27 protein-coding genes are annotated in these 25,949 nt (G+C 38.3%); all 27 read left to right on the plus strand.

What is annotated here, in order from left to right:
* The 27 genes from H8692_RS09165 to H8692_RS09295 all read left to right on the plus strand — a co-directional run bounded on the left by H8692_RS09165 (nucleotide 1) and on the right by H8692_RS09295 (nucleotide 25,927).
* Nucleotides 1-666 (plus strand): O-methyltransferase, encoded by a 666-nt coding sequence (locus H8692_RS09165; RefSeq protein WP_177270281.1) that lies wholly within the window; start codon nucleotides 1-3, stop codon nucleotides 664-666.
* A gap of 16 nt (nucleotides 667-682) precedes the next feature.
* Nucleotides 683-1,906, plus strand: a complete 1,224-nt coding sequence (locus H8692_RS09170) for a peptidase U32 family protein (protein ID WP_187525544.1) — start codon at nucleotides 683-685, stop codon at nucleotides 1,904-1,906.
* 70 nt (nucleotides 1,907-1,976) lie between these two features.
* Nucleotides 1,977-3,395 (plus strand): hemolysin family protein, encoded by a 1,419-nt coding sequence (locus H8692_RS09175; RefSeq protein ID WP_177270277.1) that lies wholly within the window; start codon nucleotides 1,977-1,979, stop codon nucleotides 3,393-3,395.
* Between the two features lie 54 nt (nucleotides 3,396-3,449).
* Entirely contained in the window at nucleotides 3,450-4,205 is a 756-nt protein-coding gene (locus H8692_RS09180) for a ZIP family metal transporter (RefSeq protein ID WP_187525545.1), read from the plus strand.
* Nucleotides 4,206-4,382: 177 nt separating this feature from the next.
* A complete protein-coding gene (gene spoIIIAA, locus H8692_RS09185) occupies nucleotides 4,383-5,297 on the plus strand; it encodes a stage III sporulation protein AA (protein WP_207722984.1) in 915 nt (304 codons plus the stop codon).
* A 1-nt stretch (nucleotide 5,298) separates the two neighbouring features.
* Nucleotides 5,299-5,811, plus strand: a complete 513-nt coding sequence (locus tag H8692_RS09190) for a stage III sporulation protein AB (RefSeq protein ID WP_187525546.1) — start codon at nucleotides 5,299-5,301, stop codon at nucleotides 5,809-5,811.
* Between the two features lie 18 nt (nucleotides 5,812-5,829).
* Nucleotides 5,830-6,024: a stage III sporulation protein AC gene (gene spoIIIAC / locus H8692_RS09195; RefSeq protein WP_177270271.1), complete on the plus strand. Its 195-nt coding sequence runs from the start codon at nucleotides 5,830-5,832 to the stop codon at nucleotides 6,022-6,024.
* A gap of 9 nt (nucleotides 6,025-6,033) precedes the next feature.
* Nucleotides 6,034-6,420 carry a stage III sporulation protein AD gene (gene spoIIIAD / locus H8692_RS09200; protein ID WP_177270269.1) on the plus strand — a complete coding sequence of 129 codons (387 nt, stop codon included), beginning with the start codon at nucleotides 6,034-6,036 and terminating at the stop codon, nucleotides 6,418-6,420.
* 15 nt (nucleotides 6,421-6,435) lie between these two features.
* Entirely contained in the window at nucleotides 6,436-7,530 is a 1,095-nt protein-coding gene (spoIIIAE, locus tag H8692_RS09205; protein WP_187525547.1) for a stage III sporulation protein AE, read from the plus strand.
* Nucleotides 7,518-7,688 carry a stage III sporulation protein AF gene (locus H8692_RS09210; protein ID WP_177270265.1) on the plus strand — a complete coding sequence of 57 codons (171 nt, stop codon included), beginning with the start codon at nucleotides 7,518-7,520 and terminating at the stop codon, nucleotides 7,686-7,688. The genes spoIIIAE and H8692_RS09210 overlap by 13 nt, the downstream gene beginning before the upstream one ends.
* 42 nt (nucleotides 7,689-7,730) lie before the next feature.
* A complete protein-coding gene (locus tag H8692_RS09215; RefSeq protein ID WP_177270263.1) occupies nucleotides 7,731-8,135 on the plus strand; it encodes a hypothetical protein in 405 nt (134 codons plus the stop codon).
* Nucleotides 8,125-8,736, plus strand: a complete 612-nt coding sequence (locus tag H8692_RS09220; RefSeq protein ID WP_177270261.1) for a SpoIIIAH-like family protein — start codon at nucleotides 8,125-8,127, stop codon at nucleotides 8,734-8,736. The genes H8692_RS09215 and H8692_RS09220 overlap by 11 nt, the downstream gene beginning before the upstream one ends.
* Before the next feature lie 200 nt (nucleotides 8,737-8,936).
* Complete coding sequence (locus H8692_RS09225; RefSeq protein ID WP_187525548.1) at nucleotides 8,937-10,178, plus strand: saccharopine dehydrogenase NADP-binding domain-containing protein; 1,242 nt, start codon at nucleotides 8,937-8,939, stop codon at nucleotides 10,176-10,178.
* A complete protein-coding gene (locus H8692_RS09230) occupies nucleotides 10,178-10,798 on the plus strand; it encodes a hypothetical protein (protein WP_177270257.1) in 621 nt (206 codons plus the stop codon). Before H8692_RS09225 ends, H8692_RS09230 begins: the two co-directional genes overlap by 1 nt.
* Before the next feature lie 14 nt (nucleotides 10,799-10,812).
* On the plus strand, nucleotides 10,813-12,231 hold the full coding sequence (locus tag H8692_RS09235; protein WP_187525549.1) for a sodium:solute symporter family protein: 1,419 nt from the start codon (nucleotides 10,813-10,815) through the stop codon (nucleotides 12,229-12,231).
* Nucleotides 12,232-12,278: 47 nt separating this feature from the next.
* Entirely contained in the window at nucleotides 12,279-12,518 is a 240-nt protein-coding gene (locus H8692_RS09240) for a hypothetical protein (protein ID WP_177270253.1), read from the plus strand.
* Entirely contained in the window at nucleotides 12,499-14,109 is a 1,611-nt protein-coding gene (locus tag H8692_RS09245; protein WP_187525550.1) for an amidohydrolase, read from the plus strand. Before H8692_RS09240 ends, H8692_RS09245 begins: the two co-directional genes overlap by 20 nt.
* Nucleotides 14,110-14,273: 164 nt before the next feature.
* Nucleotides 14,274-16,814: a YhgE/Pip domain-containing protein gene (locus H8692_RS09250; RefSeq protein WP_177270249.1), complete on the plus strand. Its 2,541-nt coding sequence runs from the start codon at nucleotides 14,274-14,276 to the stop codon at nucleotides 16,812-16,814.
* Nucleotides 16,811-18,991, plus strand: coding sequence for a YhgE/Pip domain-containing protein (locus H8692_RS09255; protein WP_177270247.1), 2,181 nt, complete (start codon nucleotides 16,811-16,813; stop codon nucleotides 18,989-18,991). The genes H8692_RS09250 and H8692_RS09255 overlap by 4 nt, the downstream gene beginning before the upstream one ends.
* A 61-nt stretch (nucleotides 18,992-19,052) precedes the next feature.
* Nucleotides 19,053-19,436, plus strand: coding sequence for an Asp23/Gls24 family envelope stress response protein (locus H8692_RS09260; protein ID WP_177270245.1), 384 nt, complete (start codon nucleotides 19,053-19,055; stop codon nucleotides 19,434-19,436).
* A complete protein-coding gene (gene nusB / locus H8692_RS09265) occupies nucleotides 19,423-19,821 on the plus strand; it encodes a transcription antitermination factor NusB (protein WP_177270243.1) in 399 nt (132 codons plus the stop codon). The genes H8692_RS09260 and nusB overlap by 14 nt, the downstream gene beginning before the upstream one ends.
* Nucleotides 19,814-20,782, plus strand: a complete 969-nt coding sequence (locus H8692_RS09270; RefSeq protein ID WP_177270241.1) for a tRNA (adenosine(37)-N6)-threonylcarbamoyltransferase complex transferase subunit TsaD — start codon at nucleotides 19,814-19,816, stop codon at nucleotides 20,780-20,782. Before nusB ends, H8692_RS09270 begins: the two co-directional genes overlap by 8 nt.
* Nucleotides 20,763-21,983 (plus strand): exodeoxyribonuclease VII large subunit, encoded by a 1,221-nt coding sequence (gene xseA / locus H8692_RS09275; protein WP_187525551.1) that lies wholly within the window; start codon nucleotides 20,763-20,765, stop codon nucleotides 21,981-21,983. Before H8692_RS09270 ends, xseA begins: the two co-directional genes overlap by 20 nt.
* 209 nt (nucleotides 21,984-22,192) lie before the next feature.
* The gene (gene xseB / locus H8692_RS09280) at nucleotides 22,193-22,381 is read left to right on the plus strand and encodes an exodeoxyribonuclease VII small subunit (protein WP_177270504.1); all 189 of its coding nucleotides are present in this window, start codon (nucleotides 22,193-22,195) and stop codon (nucleotides 22,379-22,381) included.
* A gap of 10 nt (nucleotides 22,382-22,391) precedes the next feature.
* Nucleotides 22,392-23,288, plus strand: coding sequence for a polyprenyl synthetase family protein (locus H8692_RS09285; RefSeq protein WP_207722985.1), 897 nt, complete (start codon nucleotides 22,392-22,394; stop codon nucleotides 23,286-23,288).
* 1 nt (nucleotide 23,289) lies between these two features.
* Entirely contained in the window at nucleotides 23,290-25,146 is a 1,857-nt protein-coding gene (gene dxs, locus H8692_RS09290; protein WP_187525552.1) for a 1-deoxy-D-xylulose-5-phosphate synthase, read from the plus strand.
* Nucleotides 25,136-25,927: a TlyA family RNA methyltransferase gene (locus H8692_RS09295; RefSeq protein WP_177270507.1), complete on the plus strand. Its 792-nt coding sequence runs from the start codon at nucleotides 25,136-25,138 to the stop codon at nucleotides 25,925-25,927. Before dxs ends, H8692_RS09295 begins: the two co-directional genes overlap by 11 nt.
* Nucleotides 25,928-25,949 lie beyond the last annotated feature (22 nt).

The raw sequence follows: 25,949 nt of genomic DNA on the forward strand, positions 1-25,949 counted from the left end.
ATGAATATAACAAATGATATAGTGACTTCATATATAGAGACACTTTATAAAAATGACAATCCGAGGCTCAGGGAGCTGAGAGCTTTTGCTGAGGAGAGGCATGTTCCTGTGATTTTGAAGGATACGGAAGGACTTTTACTCAATATACTGAGGATCAAGAAGGCCTCTCATGTACTTGAAATCGGATCCGCCGTCGGATATTCAGCATGTTGTTTTGCAGACAGCTGCGGCTGTAAAGTGATAACCGTAGAATCTGATAAAGAAGCGTATGATGCAGCTAAGAGTAATATATCAGAATTAGGGTTTTCTGATAAAGTACAGGTGCGATTCGGAGATGCCCGTGATGTGCTTTTGCAGATGGCTGCTGAGAAGGAAACTTTTGATGTAGTTTTTATTGATGCGGCTAAAAGTCATTATCGGGAATTCTGGGATTTGGCTCTTCCACTGTGCAGTCAGGATGCTCTTGTCATATGTGATAATGTATTGATGAAAGGTATGACTGTATCAGATGAATATGATCCGGGAAGAAGATACAAGACCAGTATACGGAAAATGCGTGAATTTATAAAGTATATAACTCATTTGGAATATGCGGATACCTGTGTCCTTCCTGTAGGAGACGGAGTTTCCGTAAGTGTTATAGATAAGGATTTGTATATTCTTTAGAAAGAATCATAAAACTATGAGAAAACTGGAACTTTTAGCTCCTGCGGGAGATTTGGAAAAACTGAAAATAGCTGTGGATTATGGAGCTGACGCCGTGTATTTCGGCGGAGAGATGTTCAGCCTTCGTGCCGGAGCAGGGAATTTCTCTGAGAGTGAGATTATAGAGGGCGTAAAATATGCGCATGACAAAGGTGTAAAATGTCATATGGCTTTTAATATCTTTGCTCATAATGAAGATATAGAGCCACTCACGCAATATTTGAAAAAAATAAAAAAAATTCCTATAGATGCTTTTATCGTATCTGATCCGGGTATTATCAGTATAATAAAGGATGTAATACCCGAAGCTGAACTTCATCTTTCAACACAGGCTAACATGACAAATTATGCTACAGCTAATTTCTGGTATAGACAAGGAGTAAGACGCCTTGTTTTGGCGAGAGAGTTAACCTTTGAAGAAATAAAGGACATAAAGTCGAATATACCTGATGATATGGAGCTGGAGGCGTTTGTACACGGAGCTATGTGCATTTCTTATTCAGGGCGCTGTCTTCTCAGTAATTTTATGATAAACAGAGATGCCAACAGAGGACAATGTGCTCATCCATGCAGATGGAAGTATAAACTAGTGGAAGAGCAAAGGCCGGGAGAACACTATCCTGTAGAGGAAGATTCTCGTGGAACATATATTATGAATTCCAAGGATCTCTGTATGCTTGAATATATTCCGCAGCTTGCGGATGCTGGGATATCTTCAGTAAAGATAGAAGGCAGAATGAAAAGCGTATTTTATGTTGCGACAGTGGTAAGCGCTTACAGAAGAGCGATTGATACTTACTATGATAATCCTGATGGATTTGTATATAACCCTGAATGGATGGAAGAGCTTAAGAAAGCAAGTCACAGAGAATTTACAACAGGATTTTATTTCAATAAGCCTACAGATAAAGATCAAAATTATCAGACAAGTGATTATACAAGAGACTACAGCTTTATCGGAATGGTCAGAAGTTATGATCCTGAAACGAAGATAGCAGTGGTTGAGCAGAGGAATAAAATGATTCTGGGAGATGAAATAGAGATATTTGGACCCGGAAAACCTTATTTTTCACAAGTACTTGACGTTCTTCAGAATGAGGACGGTGAATCTATAGAGTCGGCACCGCATCCTCAGCAGATAGTCAGAATAAAAATGAGACAGCCTGTGGCAGAAAATTTTATATTGAGAAAGAGGAAATAATTTCCCTTTATACATATAGTTATTTATATAGGTTTAAGATTGATTTTATTGGATGAGAAAGGAGAAAAAAATGTCATCTGATGCTGGACCCATGTGGGGACAAATTATTGTATTAGTCGTATTGGTAGCGGTAAATGCTTATTTTGCTGCGGCAGAGATCGCCATCGTCTCCGTAAACAAAAACAGAATACGGACACTTGCGAATGAAGGAAACAAAAAAGCGGAGGCATTATCAAAACTGATTGATGATCCTAATAAATTTCTTTCAGCGATACAGGTAATAATAACTTTAGCCGGGTTCTTTTCCAGTGCGAAAGCTGCCACCAGCTTTTCCGAAGGAATGGGCAGAACACTTGAAGGTTGGGGAATCCCTTACGGAGAGGGTATAGCTGTATTTGTTATAACACTGATTCTGTCGTTTTTTACACTTGTATTCGGAGAGCTTTTCCCTAAGAGAATAGCAATGCTTCATGCTGATAAGGTGGCTATGGCTGTAGTGAAACCTATACAGATCATATCCGCTGTTTTCAAACCTTTTGTATGGCTTCTGTCTATATCGGTTACTATTGTTCTGAAGATATTCAGACAGAAAACTGATGTGGCCGGTGAAGAGTACTCTGAAGCTGATGTTGTTTCTATGCTGGAGACAGGACAGGAGAAAGGTGAACTTAAAGAAGTAGGCAAGAAAATGATTACGAGCATATTCGCCTTTGATGATATGCTTGCCTATGAAGTAATGACACCGAGAACAGAAGTGTTTTCGATAGATATAAATGCTCCTACAGAGGAATATATAGATGAGCTGATGGAGCTTAGATATTCACGTATACCTGTTTACGAAGACGACAGTGATAATATTATAGGTATATTGTATATAAAGGATTATCTTATAAAAGCAAGACAGGAAGGGTTTGACAACGTAGATTTCAGATCTATTTTAAGGAAACCGTACTTTGTTCCTGAGACTAAGAATATAGATGCTTTGTTCTTTGAGCTTCAGTCTACGAAACAGCATATTGCTGTATTGATAGATGAATATGGCGGTTTCTCGGGCATAGTAACCATGGAAGATATAATAGAAGAAGTCATGGGAGATATAGATGATGAATATGATGAAGAAGAACCCGATATACAGAAAGTGTCAGACGATACTTATGTAATGGAGGGAAGTATGGATCTTGATGATATAAACGATGAACTGAATACCGATCTTGAATCTGACAATAGTGAAACTATAGGAGGGCTCATTATAGATATTCTTGGTGAGATACCTGATGAAAGTGATGTAGGAAAAGAAGTTGAATTTGGGAATTACAAATTTAAGATAGACTCTATAAAGGAAAGAAGAATAGAGCAGATCACCATGAAGATACTTCCTGTAACTGACGAAAGTGAATCAGCAGCTGATCAGGAAAAACAGGATAAAAATGAAAAACGCGATAAGCGTGAAAAGATCAAAGATACTGTCGGCAATGTAAATCATCAATAAGAATTATAATCTAAGCAGAAGCGATGACTCATTATGTCGTCGCTTCTTATAATTATGAAAAACAGAGAAAGAGGTTTTATAATGTCATTGCTAATAACATTTTTTCTGGGAATATTTATTATGGCAGGAGCCTTGATTGCGAGATCAGCAAAAAATAAAAAGCTTATAGAACATCTCTCTATTTCTATTGCTTTGGGAACTATGTCGGCTTTGGCAGTTTTGGAGCTGTTTCCGGAAGCTTTGGAAAAATTGGGCAAAACCCATATTATCATATTGATTGTATGTATAGCATTGGGAATAGCAGTTCTTAAAGTTTTGGATAACTTTATACCTGATCATGAACATGGATCCGGGGGAAAATACACAACAGGAAATGTTATCCACATAGGCATAATTTCATCAATAGCTATAATACTTCATAATATCATAGAAGGTATGGCTGTTTACAGTATGTCAGCAGAATCAGCAAGTGTAGGATTTCTTATCGGTATAGGTGTAGGTTTGCATAATATCCCTATGGGAATGGTTATTTATTCCACACTGGCACGAGAAAAAAGAAGCAGGAAAACAGCGTTTCTTCTTGCGGCTTCCTTGTCTACCTTTGTCGGAGGTATAATGATGAAATTGCTTTGGCTCTTTATAAATGACTTTATTGTGGGAATACTCATATCCCTTACTTTGGGAATGATCATATATATAGTCATTTTTGAGTTGCTTACGCATTTAATTCATACAGAAAATAAATGGTTGTCAGCAGCGGGTGCTGTAGCAGGAATTGCTGTTATTTTGATAAGCGGAATATTTGAATGATATGGTTTTTATTTTTAAAACTGTGTACACATTGAGAAATGCTCTCCTTGTGTACACAGTTTTTTTTTTAGAAAAAACTCTATTGTTTAATTTTAGATCTGATGTTTTTTATCAGTCATATTTTCTGGGACAAGGAATATCTTGTAATGTAAGAGACAACGAAAGAAAAGGGGTGGGATGATGGACAAAAACACAGAAAAAATATTGAGGAAGCTTCCGTCTTCGGTGAACGAGAGGATAGAAACTCTTCCGGAAAGTATAGTCGATCGTTTTGAGGAAATAAGATTAAAAACATTTCAAGATACGCTTATCATAAGTGAAGGAAGAGAGATAAGTCTTCATGACGGCAAAGCCGTAACGCCTGATGTTCTTGATGAAACATTGAACAGGTTACTAGATTATTCTTATTACGCTTATGAGGATGAGCTTTCTAAAGGTTATATAACTATAGAGGGTGGTCATCGTGTGGGTATATGCGGGAGAGTAACCTTAAGGGATGGAAAAGTACATCTGATAAAAGAGATTTCATCGCTTAATATAAGGAGGAGCAGACAGATAATAGGTGCATCAAGAAATGTCATAAGTTCAGTATGTGATGATAAAAAAAATCTCATAAAAAATACTTTGATAATATCACCGCCTAAGTGCGGAAAAACAACAATACTGCGGGATTTAGCCAGAAGCCTGAGTTATAAGGGCTACAGAGTGGGGATATGTGATGAACGTTCTGAAATAGCAGGAAGTTATAACGGGGAGACAAGTTATGACTTGGGAAAAAGGACTGATATACTGGATGGATGCCCTAAAGCAGAGGGGATATTGATGCTGATACGTTCAATGTCTCCTGATGTTATTATAACCGATGAAATAGGAAAGAGCGAAGATGTGAGCGCTATAGAAGCAGCATTGTGTGCTGGCGTTAAGACCATTACCACTATACATGGCAGTAGTTATGAGGACGTTGAAAATTCAGCTATAGGAAAACTGATAAGAAATCATGTCTTTGAAACGTTAATATTTTTATCAGCAACGCCGACTACAGGAACAGTAAAAAGAATCATGAAACTGTCGAATTTGGGAAAGGGTGCGTAAAATGTTCAGATTAATGGGATGTATCCTCATATTTATAAGCTGTTCCTGCCTTGGATTTATAAAAGCCTCGTCTTATAAAGCAAGAACAATAGAACTTGAAAATACACTTGAACTCATAAGGCTACTCAATATGGAAATTGTTTATAAAAAAGATTCTCTTGCCAAGACTTTCAAAAAAGTGTCCGAAATGAAATCCTGTTGGTTTTCACAAGTGCTCAGAAGCTGTAGTTTATCAATGCAGAAGCAAAATACACTGAAGGATTCATGGCAAAAAGCGCTGGAGGATAATATGAAAAACTGTCCTTTGAAAGAAAATGATATCAAAATATTACAAGATATCTCCATAGGTCTGGGAAAAAGCGACATCAGAGGACAGAAGAATATAATGGAGCCTGCTGTAATGAGAATGGAAACAAGCCTTACTGAAGCCAGACAGCAGGAAAAGAAAGAGAGCCGTATGTACAGGGGCTTAGGTGTAGCGGCAGGCGTAGTTATAGCAGTAATGTTGATTTGAGTTGGGAGTTTACCGAATATGGATATAGACATCATTTTTAAAATAGCGGCTATAGGCATAGCCATAGCAGTTCTTAATCAGGTGCTTATAAAAGCCGGAAGAGAAGAACAAGCTATGCTGACAACTCTTGCAGGTGTCATTGTCGTGCTTATGCTTGTGATACAGATGATAAGTGAATTTTTTGATACGGTGAAAACATTCCTTCAGTTTTAGGGAGAACTTATGGAGATTCTTAAAATCGTAACTTTGGCATTGACAGGAGTCATACTGGCCTCTCTGATGAAGAGCGTAAATAAGGAAATATCTATTTATATAATTCTCGCCACTGTAATAATTCTTTTTGTATCTATCATAGATAAGCTTACATATATTTTTCATTTTCTTGAAGGAATATATGACAATGTTACTTATGGCAGGACGTTTTTTCCCGTAATACTTAAGGTTTTGGCAGTAGCGTATATAACAGATTTTACTGCACAGCTGTGCAAGGATGCCGGAGAAACCACCATAGGATCAAAAGTAGAGCTTGCGGGAAAGGTGATCATATTTTATCTGGCTATGCCTATTCTGACTGCAATACTTGAGCTTATAGGATCATTGCTGAATTAGGGAGAGTGATAAAATATGGATTATGAAACTATCATAGAAGAACAACTGAATTCCATGGATTTATCGGGACTTGAAAGTATCATGTCAGAGGCATCCAAGCAGGGTGGGATATTTGAAGATATGACAGTAAGCCAGATAATAAATAATCTTATAAACGGAGATGCTATTTTTGATTCAGATAAGATCATCGATAATCTTATAAATCTGTTTCTGCTTGAAGTGAAAGCTTCTGTTTTTTTAGGATGTGAAATACTGGCAATATGTATTGTTGTCGGACTTTTGACAAATTTTTCAAATACATTTGGAAGCAAGACTGTATCTTCGTTGGGTACAATGATATGCAGTGTGGTAATAATCGCGTTATGTATAGGTAATTTTTATCAAACATATGAATATTGTCAGGATGCCATGAACACTATGACTTCGTCTATGGAAATACTGCTTCCGATAATGATTCCGCTGCTGATATCTATGGGAGGCATCTCATCAGGGAGTATCATGGATCCGGTAATGATAGGGTCGGTGACAGGATTTAATTTTATCATGCAGCATATTATTCTTCCTCTTGTATTCTTATCGGCAGTATTTGTCATGATAAACAGTATTACAGAGAAGGATTATGTTAAGAAGCTGTCAGGTTTTATAAGAAAAGGAGCAATTTTTCTGACTGGCCTTTTGATAACTATATTCACAGGGATAACAGCAATACAAGGGATTGTCACTAAATCTGCCGATGGTATTCTAATAAACACCGCCAGATTTTCCATAGATAATTTTGTTCCAATTGTGGGAGGCTTTGCTGCTGATTCTCTGGATATGGTGATAAGTTGTATAGGACTGATAAAAAATTCTGTGGGACTGATAGGGATAATAATAATAATTTCTCTTTTAATATTGCCGGTTATCAAGATACTTTCTATAGCGTTTATATATAAGATAATAGCTATAGCAGCTGAACCTATAGCGACAAAGAATATTTCCGACAGCCTGAGCGAAATAGGCAGCGCGGCCATAACTATGACGGTGGTTTTGGCTACGGGAGCTTTTATGTTTCTCATTTTCATAACCATAATAATGGGTATGGGAGGAGGCGGAACTTGGACGTCATAAAGCAATGGGTAAGCAATCTGTTTATCATAATACTGGCTCTTTCATTTATAGAGATTCTTTTGCCGGACACATCTATGGGGAAATATATCAAATTTATTTTTTCTTTGGTAATAATGGCTACTATACTATATCCCATTATTTATCTTCTGGGGGAATAAGAACAGATTTAATAAATATATATTGTATAGGAGGAGAGTAATTTGCTGGAAAAATTTAAAAACGATCCCGAAATTAAAGAAAAAGGTCTGAAAATAATTGCGCTGCTTGTGATAATCGCAGTTATACTGCTGTCCTTTGATGTTTTTACGCAAAATAAGGACGGGAGAAAACAGATTATAGATGAAGACGGAGGTACGGAAGCTCAGCTTTGCAGTATACTTGCGGATATAGACGGAGTCGGCGATGTAGATGTAATGCTTCAGCATGATGACGATGATAACATAACAGGTGTAATAGTAACTGCTCAGGGCGCAGGAAATCCTATTGTAAAAAATAATCTCATAAATGCAGTAATGGCTGTATTTAATATATCATCCACCAGTGTGGAAGTATTTGAAAAAAAAGCTGCCAATGAATATAAGGAGGAAGACTTAAATGAAAAGTAAGAAATCTATTTTTTCTTTTATAAAAAATAACAAGAAAAAGATTGCGGGACTTGTCGCTATAGCTATATGTTTCGGGGTGTATACAGCTATAGGAGGTGTATTTTCAGAGAAAGAAGTCAGTGAGGATGTACCTCTTCATGACGGAGATGTGCTTGTAGATAGTCTGAACGTAAAGGAGGAAAACAGTAAGTCTGAAAATAAAGTTGATGAATCAGCGCTTGTAACTTCTGATGATGTTTCTGAAGTGAAAAACACGGATACATATTTTCAGGAACTGAGAGCTACGCTGGATATGGACAGAAATAAAATAATTTCTATGCTTACGGATGCAGAAAGTTCAGCTTCCACAAAAGCAGAGAAAGAAGAAGCTTCAGCTGAGAAGATGCGCCTGCTCAATTATATGGAACAGGAGAAGACCATAGAAACTCTGATAAAAAATAAAGGACTTCCGGAGACTTTTGTGGTAATAACTGATAGCGGAGTCAATGTAACGGTTAATTCGGAAGAGCTGGATCAGAGTATGGTAACTAAAATATGTGAGATAATAATGCGCGAGACGGACAGAAAGGCCAGTGAGATTGTAGTTCAGGATGCATCATAATATTTTGAGGTTGCGTATATACAACTTAAAGTAGCAAAACTGCACCTGAAGAGAACTTTTGTATATTAATCAAAACAGCTGATAATACTGTGAAAAACAATGTTATCAGCTGTTTTTTGTTTTTTCTGAAAATTGGCACATATATTGCTTTATTAATAAGCGAAAAATTTTATCATGTAAATTCGTATGAGGAGGTAAAAATGAAGGTATTGATAGTAGGAGCAGGAGGTCAGGGCGGTTCATGTGCATCTATACTGGCAAGACAGGATAACGTTGAAGAAATACGTATAGCAGATCTGAAAAAAGAGACTGCAAATGCAGTAGCTGATAATATTGGCAGTGATAAGATAAAGACCGATACCGTCAATGCCACAGATCCTGATGATGTGGCGAGGGCAGCAGAGGGTGTCGATGTAGTTGTGGATATGGTAATGCCATGGATGGTACCATATGTTATGGAAGGAGCTCTTAAAGCAAAAGCAAATTACATAAATACAGCATTTGATGCTCCTTTCTGGGATAAGTTTATAGAAGGTGTTTCTATAGAAAATATGCCTATGTACAGAGAGTTTAAAGAAGCCGGACTTACTGCACTTTTTGGATGTGGTTTTGCTCCGGGCTGGACAAATGTTTTAGCAAGAAGGCTGGCCAACAGACTGGATAAAGTTAACAGCATAAGGATGAGAATTGGAAAAGCAACGCATCTTCCTGGTGAACATGAATATGACTGGGTGCTGAGGCCATGGAATCCGGGCTGGTCGCCAAAACAGGCACTCATAGACTGTGCTTCACCTACATATGCATTGGAAGAAGGCAAGTACGTGAAATATCCACCATTTGGAGGACTTGAAATGTGGGATTTTCCTGAGCCTGTGGGAAGGTTACCTGTTACACATCATTCTCATGAAGAGATATATAGCATGCCTGCAACCTTTAAAGATGTAAAATATGTTGATTTCAAATATTATATGATGTATCAGCCTGCGATTTTTTATGCTATGGGGTTGTGCTCACAGGAAAAAGTAAAAGTCAAAGATACAGAGGTGGCGCCTATAGACGTGGTTACGGCAATGGTACCTCCTCCTCAAAACAACATATTTGGGGCTACTGACAAACAGCTTGAGTATGCCGATAAAACCGCCTTTATAGAGTTGGTAGTGGAAGTTTCAGGGGAAAAGGATGGCAAACCTTTTACATGGACGGCAAACTGTCCAAAGATGAATGCTCCCGGACCTGAGCTCAAAAAGATATACGGAACGGCTCTTGTTTATGTATCTCTTCCGCTGGCTACAGGAACCATGCTCATAGACGAAATGGATATGCCTAAAGGAATCATCTTTGCGGACCAGTTGGATCCTGAAGCATTTATCAGCAAAATGATGGGAACAGGATATCCGTATAAGTGGAAGGAAATCGTAAGGGAAGGGAGTGCAGTGGAATAATGAAAGATACTATGGTGAAACATCTGAATAAAAGGAAAGAAGAATTTTATACAGAGGAAATTGCTGACAGAAAGAAAGCTGTAGAAAGCAAACTGAAGCTTCTCCATGGCAGTTTCTTCGGGAAGCAGATAGTAAAATTTGAAATAGGAAGTGTTGCAGATGTTTGGGTACCATACTGTTATCTTGAATACGATTTCCATGTAGAACGAAATATTATGTTTAAGAAAAAAGGTCTTGTAAAAGAGGGGAAGGTTGCCGTCGTTTTTGATGCCAATGAGATGCATCCATTTCAATATGATGTATATGAAAGCGGATCACTACCGCTGAAAAAAGGAAAGATAAAAATTGAAGAAAAGAAAGTGGTAGCTGCCTCAGGTTCTGTTTCTGATATGAAAAAGAAATCTGAGGAATATATCCAGTATAAAATCATGAGAAAATTTTACGGCCGCAACGGAGAACTTACTTTGAGAAAAGAAACTCTCTTTTACAGACCTGCTGTAGAACTTGAGATCATATATAAAGGGCGGCATTCTAATATGAGATATGCTTATCTTGATCAGTTCGCCATTGAAAATGAACATGTTCTGGGTCTTAAGTACAGAGTAGAGAATAATTTTTAAAAAGGAGGAATTTTATGGCTATAAACTTTTCCGAAATATGGTCGGCCTTTGACTGGATCATAATATCAGTATATTTTGTGATCATTATAGCAGTAGGACTAGCCATGCGTAAAAGAGCGAGCAAAAATATGAAGAGCTTTTTTGTGGCTTCCAGAAGACTTACAATACCTGTTTTGGTAGGAGTAGGTGCAGCCAGCTGGTATGATTCGTGGACTATCGTAGGTCTTGCAGAATGCGGAACGACTATGGGTATATGTATAATATTTATATACATAATACCTACGGCTATTTTGAGGCTTCCTTTGGCTGTATGGATAGGACCTCTTGTAAGAAACAAAATTCCCGACTGGGTACTTACCATGCCGGATCTTATGTCTTATATGTATGATAGAAAAACAAAGTTCGTAATGGCAATAGGAATGCTGCCTCCTTTTCTTTATGAATCTGCTCTTCTAACGGCAGGGGGATCTGTCATAGCGTATGTAACGGGGATGAATATGTGGCTGGCCTTTGCTATACTGGGAATAATTATTATATTTTACACATCTTTGTCAGGACTGTGGGGGCTTGCGATAACGGACATGATGCAGTTTGTTGTGATGTCAGTATCTGCCGGTGTACTTTGTTTCGGGCTGGTCAATCATTTTGGCGGATTCGGAAGCTTATTTGATCAGGTAGGCGCTGTAAATCCTGATTTTCTGACGGTTACAGGAGGAAATGGATTTATGGCAGTATTAGGATGGGTAATAAGTGCTTTGGCTATGTATGCGAACTCTCAGTCATATCAGAGATTCGGTTCTTCAAAATCCGGAGGTGATATCAAAGTATCGTATACTTGTATAATGATTTTTGGATTGTTTTTCAGCACTGTGATGGTATTTGGAGGAATGGCAGCACTCGTGATGTTTCCGGATGCAGCTCAAGAAGCTCCTTCGGAGGCATTTTGGGCGGTGGTCTTCACTACACTTCCGGTAGGTCTGAGGGGACTTTTCGTGGCAGCGCTTCTTTCTGCTGTAATGTCTACAGTCAGCGCTGATTATCTTATTTGCGGAGCGGTAGTTGTACACGATATAATAAAGGGCTTCTTTAAGCCTGATCTCAGTGATAAAGCAGAAGTCTGGGGAACGAGAGTTGTTATCTGGGTAGTAGGACTTCTCATTATTGTTGCTACGTATTTCTGGTCTGACGGAATTTCAAAAGCATATTACTATTGTGGTGGATTTCAGGTAGCAGCTTTTATAGTTCCACTTATGCTGGGATTATTTTACAAAAAAAAAGACTCCTGCTGCAGGTTTTTGGAGCTTGCTTCTTACAGTAGTTGCCTATGCTGTCTGGGAGTTTGTTCTGGGAACTCCATGCGGAATTCCAGCCAACGTAGCCTGCATAATATTCAGTGTTATAGTATATGTTACAGTCGCCAAGCTTACTTATAAAGAAATTGGGCAGAAAACGCTTACTGTTTAGGAAAGGCAGGATATATATGAAAAAAGATATAGGTGAAGAAAGAAAAAGCAAATTAGCATTTATATGGGCAGCTATATGTTTGATATGTTCCGTATTAATATGGATACTTACTATCAGCAGATCTGATATTATATTACCTCTGTTTATGGGAACTGCCGCACTTCTTTACGGACCTGTGACTGCCTTTTTATATTTAAGAGAAGTAAAAAACGGCGTGTTTAATGCGGAGGATGAAAATGAAGAAGAAAGCCTTTAGATGTAGGAATATTTATACATCTCTTACTCCACAGTTGATTGACGGATATGTCATATGCGACAGAGAAAATATAAGCTTCGTAGGCTCGTGTGAAGATGCAGAACAGTACATAGATAAAAACACTGAGATTCTGGATTTTGAAAACAATTTTATAATGCCCGGTTTTAATGATTTTCATGTCCATCTTTTAAGTGGCGCTCTTATGGAAAGAGACGGGGTACTTAGGTATGCATCTTCAGAGGAAGAAGCTGCTTATATAATCTGGGGAAAAAATAAAGATCGCCGGGATGGCGGATGGATAATGGGAGGAGCTTGGGACAATTTCAGATGGCCGAAAGGTAAACTTCCCACAAAGGAAAGCTTGGACAAATATTTCAAGAATACTCCTGTATTTCTCTTGAATAAAGAATGCCATGGTGCATGGGTCAACAGTGAAGCTCTCAGAAGATTTAATATCAGCAGAGATATTGATGATCCCGACAACGGAAGTTTTTTTAGGGATGATAACGGGGAACTTACCGGTTATATACATGAAGCTGCTGTAATACCCATGCTTAAAGATATTTTAAGTGATATGACGGCAGAAGAAATGGCATCCTATGCAGTATCATTTGCCGAAACAGCCTCACAGTACGGAATAACGTCAGTTGCAGATCTGCCTCTTTACGGGATCAGAACGGAACATGCTTACAAGATCCTTGAAAACAGCGGAAAGCTTAATGTCAGGATACATTTTGCATTGGCCTTCAGCGAAGCACTTGATGAAATTCTTAAAATCAGAAGTAATTATAATTCCGATATGCTTAGATTTATAGGAGTAAAAGATTTTCTTGACGGGACCCCTATGGGGCATACAGGATACATGCTGAAACCTTATACTGACAGGCCGGGGTTTAGAAGCAGTTCCATGATAGATCCACAGTATCTGAAAGAACGTGTTGCGCTGATGACAAAAAATAATATAAAGGTAAGGCTGCACGCTTGCGGAGATGCAGCTGTACGATTAGGACTTGATGCTTTTCAATATGCAGAAAATATTCACGGAAAAAGAGATGTCAGGCATTGTATAGAACACATAGAATCCATTTCTCCCGAAGATATAGGCCGATTCGGACAGTTGGATGTCATCGCATCGGTACAGCCTGATCATCTGCCTAAATATAATTTTTCGGATCATCCGTTCCATACTATGATTGGTGAAGAAAGAATGAAGTATTCATGGCCTTTTAGATCTATAAAAAACAAAGGCGGGAGACTGGCTTTCGGAACTGATTATCCCGTGACGGAGCTTAATCCTTTGAGAGGTATATTCAGATCAGTAAGTCGTCTTACAGATGATAATGAGCCGAAGGGAGGTTTCTCTCCCGAAGAAAAGCTGTCAGTACATGAAAGCCTCAGAGCTTATACATATGGTTCGGCATATGCGGCGAATTTCGATAAAAGAATAGGAAGCATAGAAAAAGGTAAGCTGGCTGATATAGCTGTTTTTGAAAACAACATATTTCAGATGGCATATGACAGAGAACAAATGTTTAATATGAAAACTCTTATGACAATATTAGGAGGGAAAATAGTATACAAAAAGATATAATTTCATTAAATAAAAGTAATAAAGCCGGCAAAACAGCTGTTTTACCGGTTTTATTTATGTTGTTTTCCCTGTGGACATGAAGACTAAACTGATTTAGAATAGGAAACATGAATTATTGCGTCAGTAAAATCAAAAATATGACTGAAGCTATCAGGAGGTAATTTATGAAAACGGCATTTCAGATTTTCAGTCGAGATATAAGACGTCTTTCACATAATAAAGCTGCCATTATAGTAATGATAGGGGTATGTGTTTTGCCATCTCTTTATGCATGGTTTAATATAGCGGCCAATATGGATCCGTACGGCAATACACAAGGTATCAAAGTAGCAGTTGCTAATAATGATACAGGATCTGAAACAGATAAGCTGTCTATAAATGCAGGAGATACAATTATTGAAAATCTTAGGGAAAACAGTCAGCTGGGCTGGACATTTGTAGATGAAAAACAGGCTGAGGAGGGTGTCCGTTCTGGGAAATATTATGCAGCTATCATAATTCCTGATGATTTCAGCGATTCGTTGCTTAGTATATTGTCAGGAAAAATCGAAAAACCAAAGCTTGATTATTATATTAACGAAAAGAAAAATGCTATAGCGCCTAAAATAACAGATACCGGAGCAACTACAGTTCAGCAAGAAATAAATGAGACTTTTTCATCTGTCGCTTCAGAAACGATATCAGGAATAATCCGATCAGCAGCAGATCAATTGACAAATGACATGAATGCAGCAGATTCTCAGCTGATTACGGCTGTTTCCGATGTAAGATCGAATCTGGCTGAATATCAGACTGCGCTGGGAGACTTCCAGGAAACTGTAAAGGGATCGGAAACAGTTATAAAAGAGACAATAGATACCCTCGATAAAGTTGATTCTGCTTCAGATGCAGCTGCTGCAGCTTTTGAAGATACATCTTTTCTGTTGTATGAAAGCCGCTCGGCTTTGAGTCGCTTTTCGGCTCAGATATCCGGAAGTCTCTCGCAGAGTGAGATCCTGATAAATGATATTTCCATATCAGCTTCAGCAAAGTTGGGAACTTTTGAAGCAAATGCTCAGAAAGCTACCGCTGATGTAGGAAATGCGATAGATTCAGTATCAGAGCTGAATGAAAAAAATGAAAAATTGCTTCAATCTCTTGCCGAACTCAATGACAATATAGGGAATAATACAGAACTTTCGGCTATAATAGGCGAACAGATAAAACATTTACAGAGTCAGAATGAGACTTATGAAAAGATTTTGGATTCCTTGAGCGGAGGTAATGACAGTGTCAAGAATATACTTACGACGGCGAAGGATACGCGCTTAGATCTGGAAAAAATATCAATAGATGGAAGACAATCCATGCAGGACAGCAGAAAAGCTTTTGAGCAAAATACTCTTCCGAAAGTAAATAAGTCTCTTGATGATCTGGCATCAGTCAGTGGAAGTCTTTCAGCAACACTTTCAGCAACAGAGCCTATGACCAAGCAGATAAAAGGAATCCTTCAGCAATTTGAATCAAGCCTTGATATGAGTTTAGCAGCATTGGAACAAACAGGTGAAGTATTGGAAAGAGTAGATGAGAATCTGAATTCTGTAATGACAGATATAAGTGCTTTACAAAGTTCCGGTACATATCAGCAGCTTCTTTCTCTGGAAGGAATAGATCCGCAATCGGTTTCAAGATTTATGGCATCTCCTGTTTCTTTGAAATCTGAGGTTCTTTATGATGTGGAAAATTATGGATCTGGAATGACCCCGTTTTATACAAATCTGGCATTATGGGTAGGTGGGTTAATTTTAGTTTCCATTCTCAAACAGGAGGTAGACCAAGAAGGGTTTATACATCGTTTTGATACGACAGATGCTTATTTCGGGCGATGGCTTTTGTTTTCATCTGCTGCACTGATCCAAGGATTCATAGTATGTACAGGAGATCTAATATTGCTTAAAACACAATGTATGCATCCTACAGCATTTCTTCTGGCAGGTATGTTCTGCTCCTTTGTATATGTGAATATCATATATGCGCTTGCGATAACCTTTAAACATATAGGAAAAGCCGTAGCTGTTCTTCTTGTGATACTGCAGATACCAGGATCTTCAGGGACTTATCCCATAGAAATGATGCCTGGCTTTTTTCAGAAAGTACATCCTCTGTTTCCGTTCACATATGGCATAGATGCTATGCGGGAAAGTATGGCGGGCTTTTACGAAAATTACTATATAAAAGACCTTTTGATACTTCTTATTTTTATATTGATTTCACTTTTAACGGGGCTTGTTCTTCGGCCACTTATTTTGAATCTTAATCATATGTTTGATAAACATCTTGAAGAAACGGATCTCATGATAGGCGAGACTGATACTGTCAGGAATGAAAATCCCCAGCTCCAGCTGCTGATAAAAGCTCTTCTCAGGCATGATGAAGGAAAACAAAAATTCATGGCAAGATCTGCGAAGTTTGAGGCACATTATCCCAAGATGATAAAATATGGATTTATTTGCATGATAGCTATACCGCTGTTTTTTCTTATTCTCATGTTTAGTCTGGAATCAAGAATAGTATTTTTAGTTTTATGGATAGTTTCACTTATAGGGTTGTCAATATATTTAATTTGTGTTGAATATATTCATGACAGAGTGCAAAGACAGATAAAAGTCAGTGGGCTGACATCAGAAAACCTTATAGACATCATAGAGGAGGAGAAGAGCAAATGAAAAATATATGGCATATTTTTACGGGAGATGTCAGACGTATAAAAAAGAACGTAATTGCACTTATTGCCATTGTAGGAATAGCTGTCGTTCCATGTTTGTATGCGTGGTTTAACATAGCTGCCAGCTGGGATCCTTATAAAAATACAGGCAATTTAAAAGTTGCTGTGGCCAGTGTTGATGAGGGATATGAAGGTAATTTGATCCCTATACAACTTAATGTAGGAGATCAGGTTCTGTCAATACTTAGAGAAAATACTGATATGGAGTGGGTATTTACCAGTAAAGAAAAAGCTGTAAACGGCGTAAGGTCAGGAGATTATTATGCGGCAATCGTTATTCCGGAACAGTTCAGTAATGAAATGATGAGTATATTTTCCGAAGATATAAAAAAAGCAGAAATAATCTATTATTCCAATGCAAAAGAAAACGCTATTGCTCCAAAGGTTACGGAAAAAGGTGCCACTTCTATACAAAGACAAATAAATCAAGTATTCATAAGAACTGTTTCAGATACGATACTTGTAGTTCTTCAATCTGTATCCAATATGACTGATACAGAGGGAGCTGAATCTGTGGTAGAAAATCTGGAAGCTAATCTTGACAGAATATCTTCAGATCTTTCATCCTCAGCTGATGCTTTGCAGTCATTTTCAGCAGCGACCTCATCCTCCGGAGATCTTCTCGAGGCTACATCAGGTGTTCTTGAACAGGCTCAGACTCAATCTGAAAGCAATATGAAGGTACTTAAAGACATCAGAGAGACTTTTTCAGATGTCCATGAAGCACTTTCGGGAATAACAGATGATGTTAATGGAACGCTGTCATCTGGCAAAGATTTTTATGATCAGATGTCATCTGTTGTAGATACGGCTTTTGAAACACAATCAAAGGATGTGGAATCGGCAGCGTTTTCGCTAAATACTATTGCAGAACAATTGGACAGTCTTATAGTTTCCTATACATCACTTAGAGATTCTCTTGAATCTATGGGAAAAAAATATCCACAGTTTGCTTCCCTTACAGAACCTATTGTTGCTAAGCTGAATGCTTATATTGCTACACAAAATGAGCTTAAAGATAAGCTTATCTCTGTAGCAGATTCTATGAGAACTACATCAGCAGATATTGGCGAGGCAAAAAAAGAACTGGATAATCTGATTATGAAGAGCATAGAAGAAATAGAAAAGATAAAGACAGATTACGAAGAAAATGTCACAGATACATTAAAAAATCTTTCAAAATCTCTGGAAAAAACTGATGACGGTGTGAAAGAACTTCTCTCTCAGATAGGAAAAACCACAGACGGAATAAAAGCATTATCAGATTCAGCGACGGATCAGCTTTCAAGACTTCAAAGCGCACTGGATAGCTCCATAGCTATTCTTTCGAGTTCTTCATCAAGGATATCAGAAGTGACAGGAAAGCTTCAGCAAATGGAAGAAGACGGCGATTTTTCTGAAATAGACAATCTTCTGTCTGATAATAAAGATAAACTTACGTCTTTTGTGTCTTCTCCGGTATCTCTAAAAACTCATAAGATATATGAAATGGAAAACTACGGATCCTCTATGGCTCCTTTTTACTCTACGCTTTCCATTTGGATCGGAGGTATCGTTCTTGTTGCAATGATGAAGGTGACTGTTTCTGAAACACAATTGGCAGGTCTGCGGAATGTAAAACCAAGTCATATATATTTCGGACGATATGTTATTTTTCTTATAATAGGATTGCTTCAAAGTACATTGATCGCATTAGGAGATTTATTTTATCTTGGGATACAGTGCCGACATCCGTTTTTGTTTCTGCTGGCAAGCTGGTTTTCAAGTATTGTGTATGTGAATATTATTTACACTTTAACAGTATCTTTTGGAGATATAGGAAAGGCGATAAGTGTTATACTTCTCGTTATACAGGTGGCTGGAACAGGAGGAACCTTCCCTATTGAAGTGGCTCCTTTGTTTTTCAGAGTTGTCTATCCTCTTCTTCCTTTTACTCATAGTATGTCTGCAATGAGAGAAGCAGTAGGAGGTCTTTATGGTATGTATTATTGGGCAGATATGGGAAAACTTGGAATATTCCTTGCTCTTTCTCTCATAGTAGGACTCGTTTTGAGAAAGCCTATAATAAAGCTCAATTCTGCTTTTTCTGAGAAACTGGAAGAGACTAAAATCATGTAGAACACCATGGACACGTTGTTTTTTAGACTAATATTTGATATAATATTTAAGAGGTGGTTTTATGGGCACAAATAAAATAAACGGTGAATACGGCATAAGAATTTCGGATGAAGTCATCGCTGTTTGTGCCGTAAATGCAACATTGAAAACAGAGGGCGTGGCCGGAATGTCGGGCGGTATACCTAATGCACTTTCCAGGAATTTTTTAGGCAAAGAACTGCTGGCAAAAGGAATAAAAGTCAGTCAGACAGATGAAGGTGTGGAAGTAGACGTATATATAACCGTAAAATATCATGCAAAGATACCTGCAGTAGCGTGGGATATACAGGAAAATGTTAAGAAAGAGATACAGTCCATGACGGAACTGGACGTCACAGCTGTAAATATACATGTACAAGGTGTTAAAATACCATCGGAGGATAAGAAACAAAATGACGAGAAATGAAGCAAGAGAGATCTTGATGCAGATACTTTATGAAATGGACACTACAAAAACAATGGATCTTGAAACCGCAGAAAAGCTTTCTCAGGAAAGGCTGTCAGGCAATCATAAAAGAAGAGGACTGAAACTTCTTACCGATATAGTCCGAAATTTAGAAGATATTGACGGAGAAATTAACCGAAACAGCCGTTCGTGGAAAACCGGAAGGATGCCTAAAGTAGATCTGGCCATAATGCGTCTTGCTCTCGGAGAGATAAAATTCGATGAAGGGATTCCCGAAGCTGTATCTATAAATGAGGCTGTAAATCTGGCCAAAAAATTCAGTCTGGACAAATCGTCGGGATTCATAAATGGAGTTTTAGGTGCGGTAGTGAATTCCAATGAATAGTAGATATATATTAGGCATAGATACAAGTAATTATAAAACATCTGTTGCTATTATCGACACAGAGTGTAATATTTTATGTGATTTAAGAAGGTTTTTAACTGTAAAAGAGGGTGAAAAAGGGCTGAGACAATCCGACGCCCTTTTTCAGCATATTAGGAATCTGCCGGAATTACTTGAAGAAGCCATGAGTGATAATAATTATCATATTGGGGCTATATCCTTTTCATCCAAGCCAAGACCTGTTAAAAATTCATATATGCCGGTGTTTTTTGCCGGAGAAAGTTATGCGAGATCCCTTGCTGCTGTTTTAAGTATACCTTCATTTGCTTTTTCTCATCAGGAAGGGCATATAGAGGCCATAAAGGCTTTTTCAAAGCACAGTAATAAAAAAGAGCTCCTTGCATGCCATTTTTCCGGCGGTACATGTGAAATGCTCAGTGTAAAGTCAAAACATACTGGGTATGATATAGATATCATAGGCGGATCAAAAGATATTTCTTTTGGCCAAGTAATTGACAGAACCGGTGTGCAACTGGGTATGTCCTTTCCTGCCGGAGAAGAAATGGACAGGCTGGCCCTCGCATCTGATGAAATATCCAGTTTTCTTACCCCTATTAAAGTAAAAGAAGGATGGCTCAACCTGTCGGGAATAGATACTCAGATAAAAAGGCTGACGATTAATATGGATATACAGCAGGCTCAGCCTGTTATAAAAGAGCTGTTTGAAAAAGTCGCAGATGCTATGACAAAGATGATTTTTCAGTGTGCCGAAAAAACAGGAATAACAGACGTAATCATGGCAGGCGGAGTTACCTCCAGCTTATTTATAAGAGACAAGATAGTAAAAAAATTGGCAGAAAATCATATAGATGCAGCCTTTGGTCAGGCAGATCTTGCGCAGGACAACGCGATCGGCACAGCAATATTGGGAGGAAAGATTTATGGGAATGAAACCCGTTAAAGTTTCACAGCTTAACAGCTATATAAAACGAATACTTCAGACAGATCCGCTGCTTGGCAATATTTCTGTAACAGGAGAAATATCCAATTTAAAATTTCACGGATCAGGTCATGTTTACTTTTCGCTTAAAGATGAAAAAAGCAAAATAAATTGTTTTCTGTCGGCAGGAAATCTGGCTTCCCTTGAATGTCAGCTGGCGGAGGGAAACGGAGTAATTGCAGAGGGATATATATATTTATATGAAAGAGGCGGCAGTTACTCTCTCAATGTGAAAAATATGGAAAACGCCGGTCAGGGCGATTTAGCAGCGACTTTTGAAAGGTTAAAGAAGAAACTTGAAAGTGAAGGGTTATTTGATAAGTCTAAAAAAAAGACTATTCCTGTTTTTCCTAAAAAAATAGCGGTTGTTACGTCTGCAACAGGTGCAGCAGTGAGAGATATAGTAAAAATAATAAAAGGGAAAAATGACTGTGTTGATATAGTCATATACCCTGTTCTTGTACAGGGACCTGCAGCTGCAGAAGAAATTTCCTCTGCAATAGATGATATTAATATTAATTATCCAGATGTAGATATTATAATCGCAGGGAGAGGCGGAGGATCTATGGAAGAACTGTGGGCTTTTAATGAGGAGATTGTAGCCAGAAGCATATACGCTTCAGATATACCGGTAATATCTGCAGTAGGACATGAAACGGATTTTACCATAGCCGATTTTGTGGCTGATATGAGAGCGGAAACTCCTACAGCTGCAGCAGATAAGGCAGTTCCCGATACGTATGCTCTCAGAGATTACATAGCTTCTATCGGCAGGGAAATGAAAAGATCTTTAAAAATGACGACTGATAATAAATCTAAACAGCTTCAGCTTTTGAATCCACGGAATTTTGGTCGTGATATACAGAGTCGAATAGCACTGGAGCAATTAAACTTGGATAACATAATGTCGGATATTGAAAACTATACGAAAACTATGATTGCCGGTTTAAAACATAGGGCAGATCTTGCTAAAGAAACTATGAATTCGGCTGATCCAAAATCTATACTGAAGAAAGGATACAGCGTTGTGACAGATGCAGACGGAAATGTAATAACAGATGTAGGGAGCCTAAGGAAAGATCAGGTTGTAAATATAGAAGCTGCAAAAGGAAAAGCTCAGGCCCGAGTCATTACGAGTCAAAATACTGAAACACAACAATAATAATTCAGCCGAATAATATCCTTGTCACGCATTTTGTGTGACAAGGATATGAAATCCGCTGGATAACCTATATGTCACATTTCATGTGACAAAGATATGAACTCCGTTGGATAACCTATATGTCACATTTCATGTGACAAAGATATGAACTCCGTTGGATAACCTATATGTCACATTTCATGTGACAAAGATATGAAAGGAATATTTGTATGGCAGAAAAGAAAACAAGTTTTGAAGATGCGCTAAGAAAACTTGAAGAGATATCTGAAAATCTTAAATCCGAAAACATTTCTCTTGAAGAGGCTATGAAGAGCTATGAAGAAGGCGTAAAATACTATAAAGAATGTAATGAAATACTGGAAAAAGCCAGCCAGAAAATCGAAACTTTAACGAAATAGGAGGTAGATCATGAAAGATTATACTTTTGATGATTACAAAAACCTGATAGAAGAACATTTGATGGATTTTATACCGGACATTGACCATAAGAGTATAACTCTCTATGAATCTATGAAATATAGTCTTGCATCAGGTGGGAAGAGAATAAGACCAGTTCTTCTTCTTGCCGCATGTGACTTTTGCGGAGGCAAGAGGGAAGAAGCCCTGCCGTATGCCTGTGCCATAGAATATATACACACATATTCCCTTATACATGATGACCTCCCCTGTATGGATAATGACGATTTGCGGAGAGGAATGCCAACAAATCATAAAGTATATGGGGAGGCTGTGGCCACACTTGCAGGCGATGGTCTACAGGCTGCAGCATATGAAGCCATGAGTAGAGATATGTTTTTTTATTTTGATGATATAGATGCCTTAAAGCGAAGAATCAGAGCCGCTTACGAAATCAGCAGAGGCTCCGGCTGTCGCGGTATTGTAGCAGGCCAAATAGCTGATATAGCTGCAGAGGATAAAAGCTGTTCAAAGGAAATGCTGGATTATATACATCTGACAAAGACATCAGCGCTTATAATAGCCGCTGTCAGAGCAGGAGCACAGCTTGGAAATGCTGATGAGGAAACTTTGGAGAATCTCACTGTATATGCAGAAAATCTGGGTTTGGCATTTCAGATATGTGACGATATTCTGGATGTGGAAGGAAGCGAAGAAGAGATGGGCAAGAAAGCAGGAATGGATTCTATCAATAAAAAAGCCACATATCCGGCGCTTTACGGACTTGAACAGTCAAAAACAAGACTTGACAACCTCACTCAAACATCAATAAATGCGCTGAAAAAATATTATGATAATGCTGAAGTATTCGTTAAACTGGCAAAAGATCTGGCTGTAAGAGGTAAATAACATGAATAAATATATAGCAGGTCTGAATCTTCCGCATGATTTGAAAACTATGGAATACGACGAGCTGGAAGTTCTGACTTATGAAATAAGAGATTTTCTTATTGAGAAAGTTTCCAAGACAGGCGGACATCTGTCATCCAATCTTGGAGCGGTTGAGCTTTCCATAGCGCTTCACAGGATCTTTGACGCTCCTGAAGATAAAATAATATGGGATGTGGGACATCAGACATATGTCCATAAGATTCTTACGGGAAGAGCAGAAAAATTTGATTCTCTGAGACAGCTTGGAGGAATGAGTGGGTTTCCCAAAAATGCAGAAAGTCCTTACGACATTTTTGATACAGGACACAGCAGTTCCTCCATATCTCTTGCTCTCGGAATGGCCGCAGCCCGTGATCTTTCGGGAGATGACTATAATGTTATCTCAGTTATAGGAGACGGAGCTATGACGGGAGGTCTTGCATTTGAGGCTCTTAACAATGTAGGAAATCTTGATTCCAAGCTTATAGTTGTTCTCAATGACAATGGAATGTCAATCTCTCACAACACAGGAGGTTTTCCTAAATATCTGGGAAAATTGAGGGCTTCAAGAAAATACATATCTATGAAGGAAAGCGTTAAGAAAAGTGTGTCAAAAGTCCCGGTAATAGGGAAAGGTGTTATTGCCGGAATACATCATGCTAAGGATACAATAAAATATGCCGTGATAGATGGCGTTATATTTGAAGAACTGGGTTTCAAATATTTCGGACCTATAGATGGACACAATATAAAAGAAATGTGTGAAACTATGGAACTCGCCAAAGAGAGTAATGATCCTGTTTTTATACATGTTATAACTAAAAAAGGGAAAGGTTACACTAAAGCAGAAGAGAAACCTAATATATTTCATGGGATAGGTCCTTTTGATATGGAATCGGGAAAACCTATAAAAAACTCAGATAAACCTTCATATTCCGGAATTTTTGCACGTAAACTTACAGATCTGGCTTCTAAAGACAGCAGGATTGTTGCTGTAAGCGCTGCAATGATGGAAGGAACAGGGCTTGACAGTTTTCATGATACGTTTCCGGGAAGAGCTTTTGATGTAGGAATAGCAGAAGGTCATGCTGTGACATTTGCAGCAGGTCTTGCTAAAGCAGGACTTAAACCGTTTGTTGCTATATATTCTACATTTATGCAGCGCGCCTACGATCAGATCATCGAGGATGTTTGCCTTCAGAATTTGCCGGTAGTTCTTTGTATAGACAGAGCGGGAATAGTTGGAGCCGATGGAGAGACACATCATGGAATTTTTGATCTAAGCTATCTAAAGCATATGCCCAATATGGTGATTATGGCGCCCAAAGACGGCAGTGAATTGGAATTGATGATGGAGTTTGCCTCTTCATATGACGGTCCTTGCGCTATAAGGTATCCAAGGGGAACTGCTTTGCAGTCAAAGAAAAAAAGAAATATTATTTTAGGGAAGGCAGAACGTCTCAAAGAAGGGAAAAATGTAGAGATATGGGCTCTCGGATCTATGGTTGAAAAAGCACTTGAAGCTTCGGAGATTCTTAAAGAAAACGGGATAATTGCCGGAGTTGTTAACGCATCTTTTGTATGTCCCATAGACAAAGATATGCTGCTTGAATCTTCAGGGAAGGTATCTTTGATTGTCACTGTAGAAGATAATGTTATTCCCGGAGGAATGGGTGAGGAGATAAATAATATCCTCATAAATACTGGTGTCAAAGTAGTGAATATAGGATGGCCTGATAAGTTTATAGAACATGGTACTTGTGAAGAACTCTACATAAAATACAAAATGGACAGTTCTTCTATAGCAGAAAGGATAAAACGGGAATTTGAAGGATAGATTAGATATAATTTTGACGGAAAGAGGTTTTTTTTCTTCACGGGAAAAGGCAAAAGCATCTATAATGGCAGGACTTATATATGTAGAAGGACAGCGTATAGACAAACCGGGTACATCGGTAGATAAAAAAGCTGATATCACAGTAAAAGAAGATCTTTGCCCTTATGTGAGCAGAGGAGGTTTGAAACTCGAAAAATCGCTTGATATTTTCGGCTTTTCTCTTAAGGATGCAGTAACAGTGGATATAGGAGCTTCCACAGGCGGATTTACTGACTGTATGCTCAAGAACGGAGCAAGGAAAGTCTTTGCTGTAGATGTAGGATATGGACAGCTTGACTGGAAGCTGCGAAATGATCCTCGTGTAATAAATATGGAAAAAACAAATATAAGGTATCTTGATACTGATACCATAGATAAAGATGTGGACTTTATAAGTATTGATGTATCCTTTATTTCTCTCAGACTTGTTTTCCCGGTGGCATCAAAGCTTCTCTCGGAAAAGGGGAGTCTTGTCTGTCTCGTCAAGCCTCAGTTTGAAGCAGGACGTGATCAGGTAGGAAAGAAAGGAATCGTCAGAGATGCGGCCGTTCACAGAGAAGTCATAGAAAATGTCATAAGGTATGGAGAAGATAATGGTCTGTACAGCCATGGACTTACATATTCCCCTGTGACAGGAACGAAGGGAAACATAGAATATCTTCTTTATATGAAGAAAATCAACCCCGGAAAAAGGCCGAATGTAGAAGAGACAGTAAATGCTTCTCATGATGAGTTAATATAATGCAACACAGACAAAAGGAGAA

The sequence above is a fragment of the Lentihominibacter hominis genome (assembly GCF_014385065.1).
Taxonomy (GTDB): Bacteria; Bacillota; Clostridia; order Peptostreptococcales; family Anaerovoracaceae; genus Lentihominibacter; species Lentihominibacter hominis.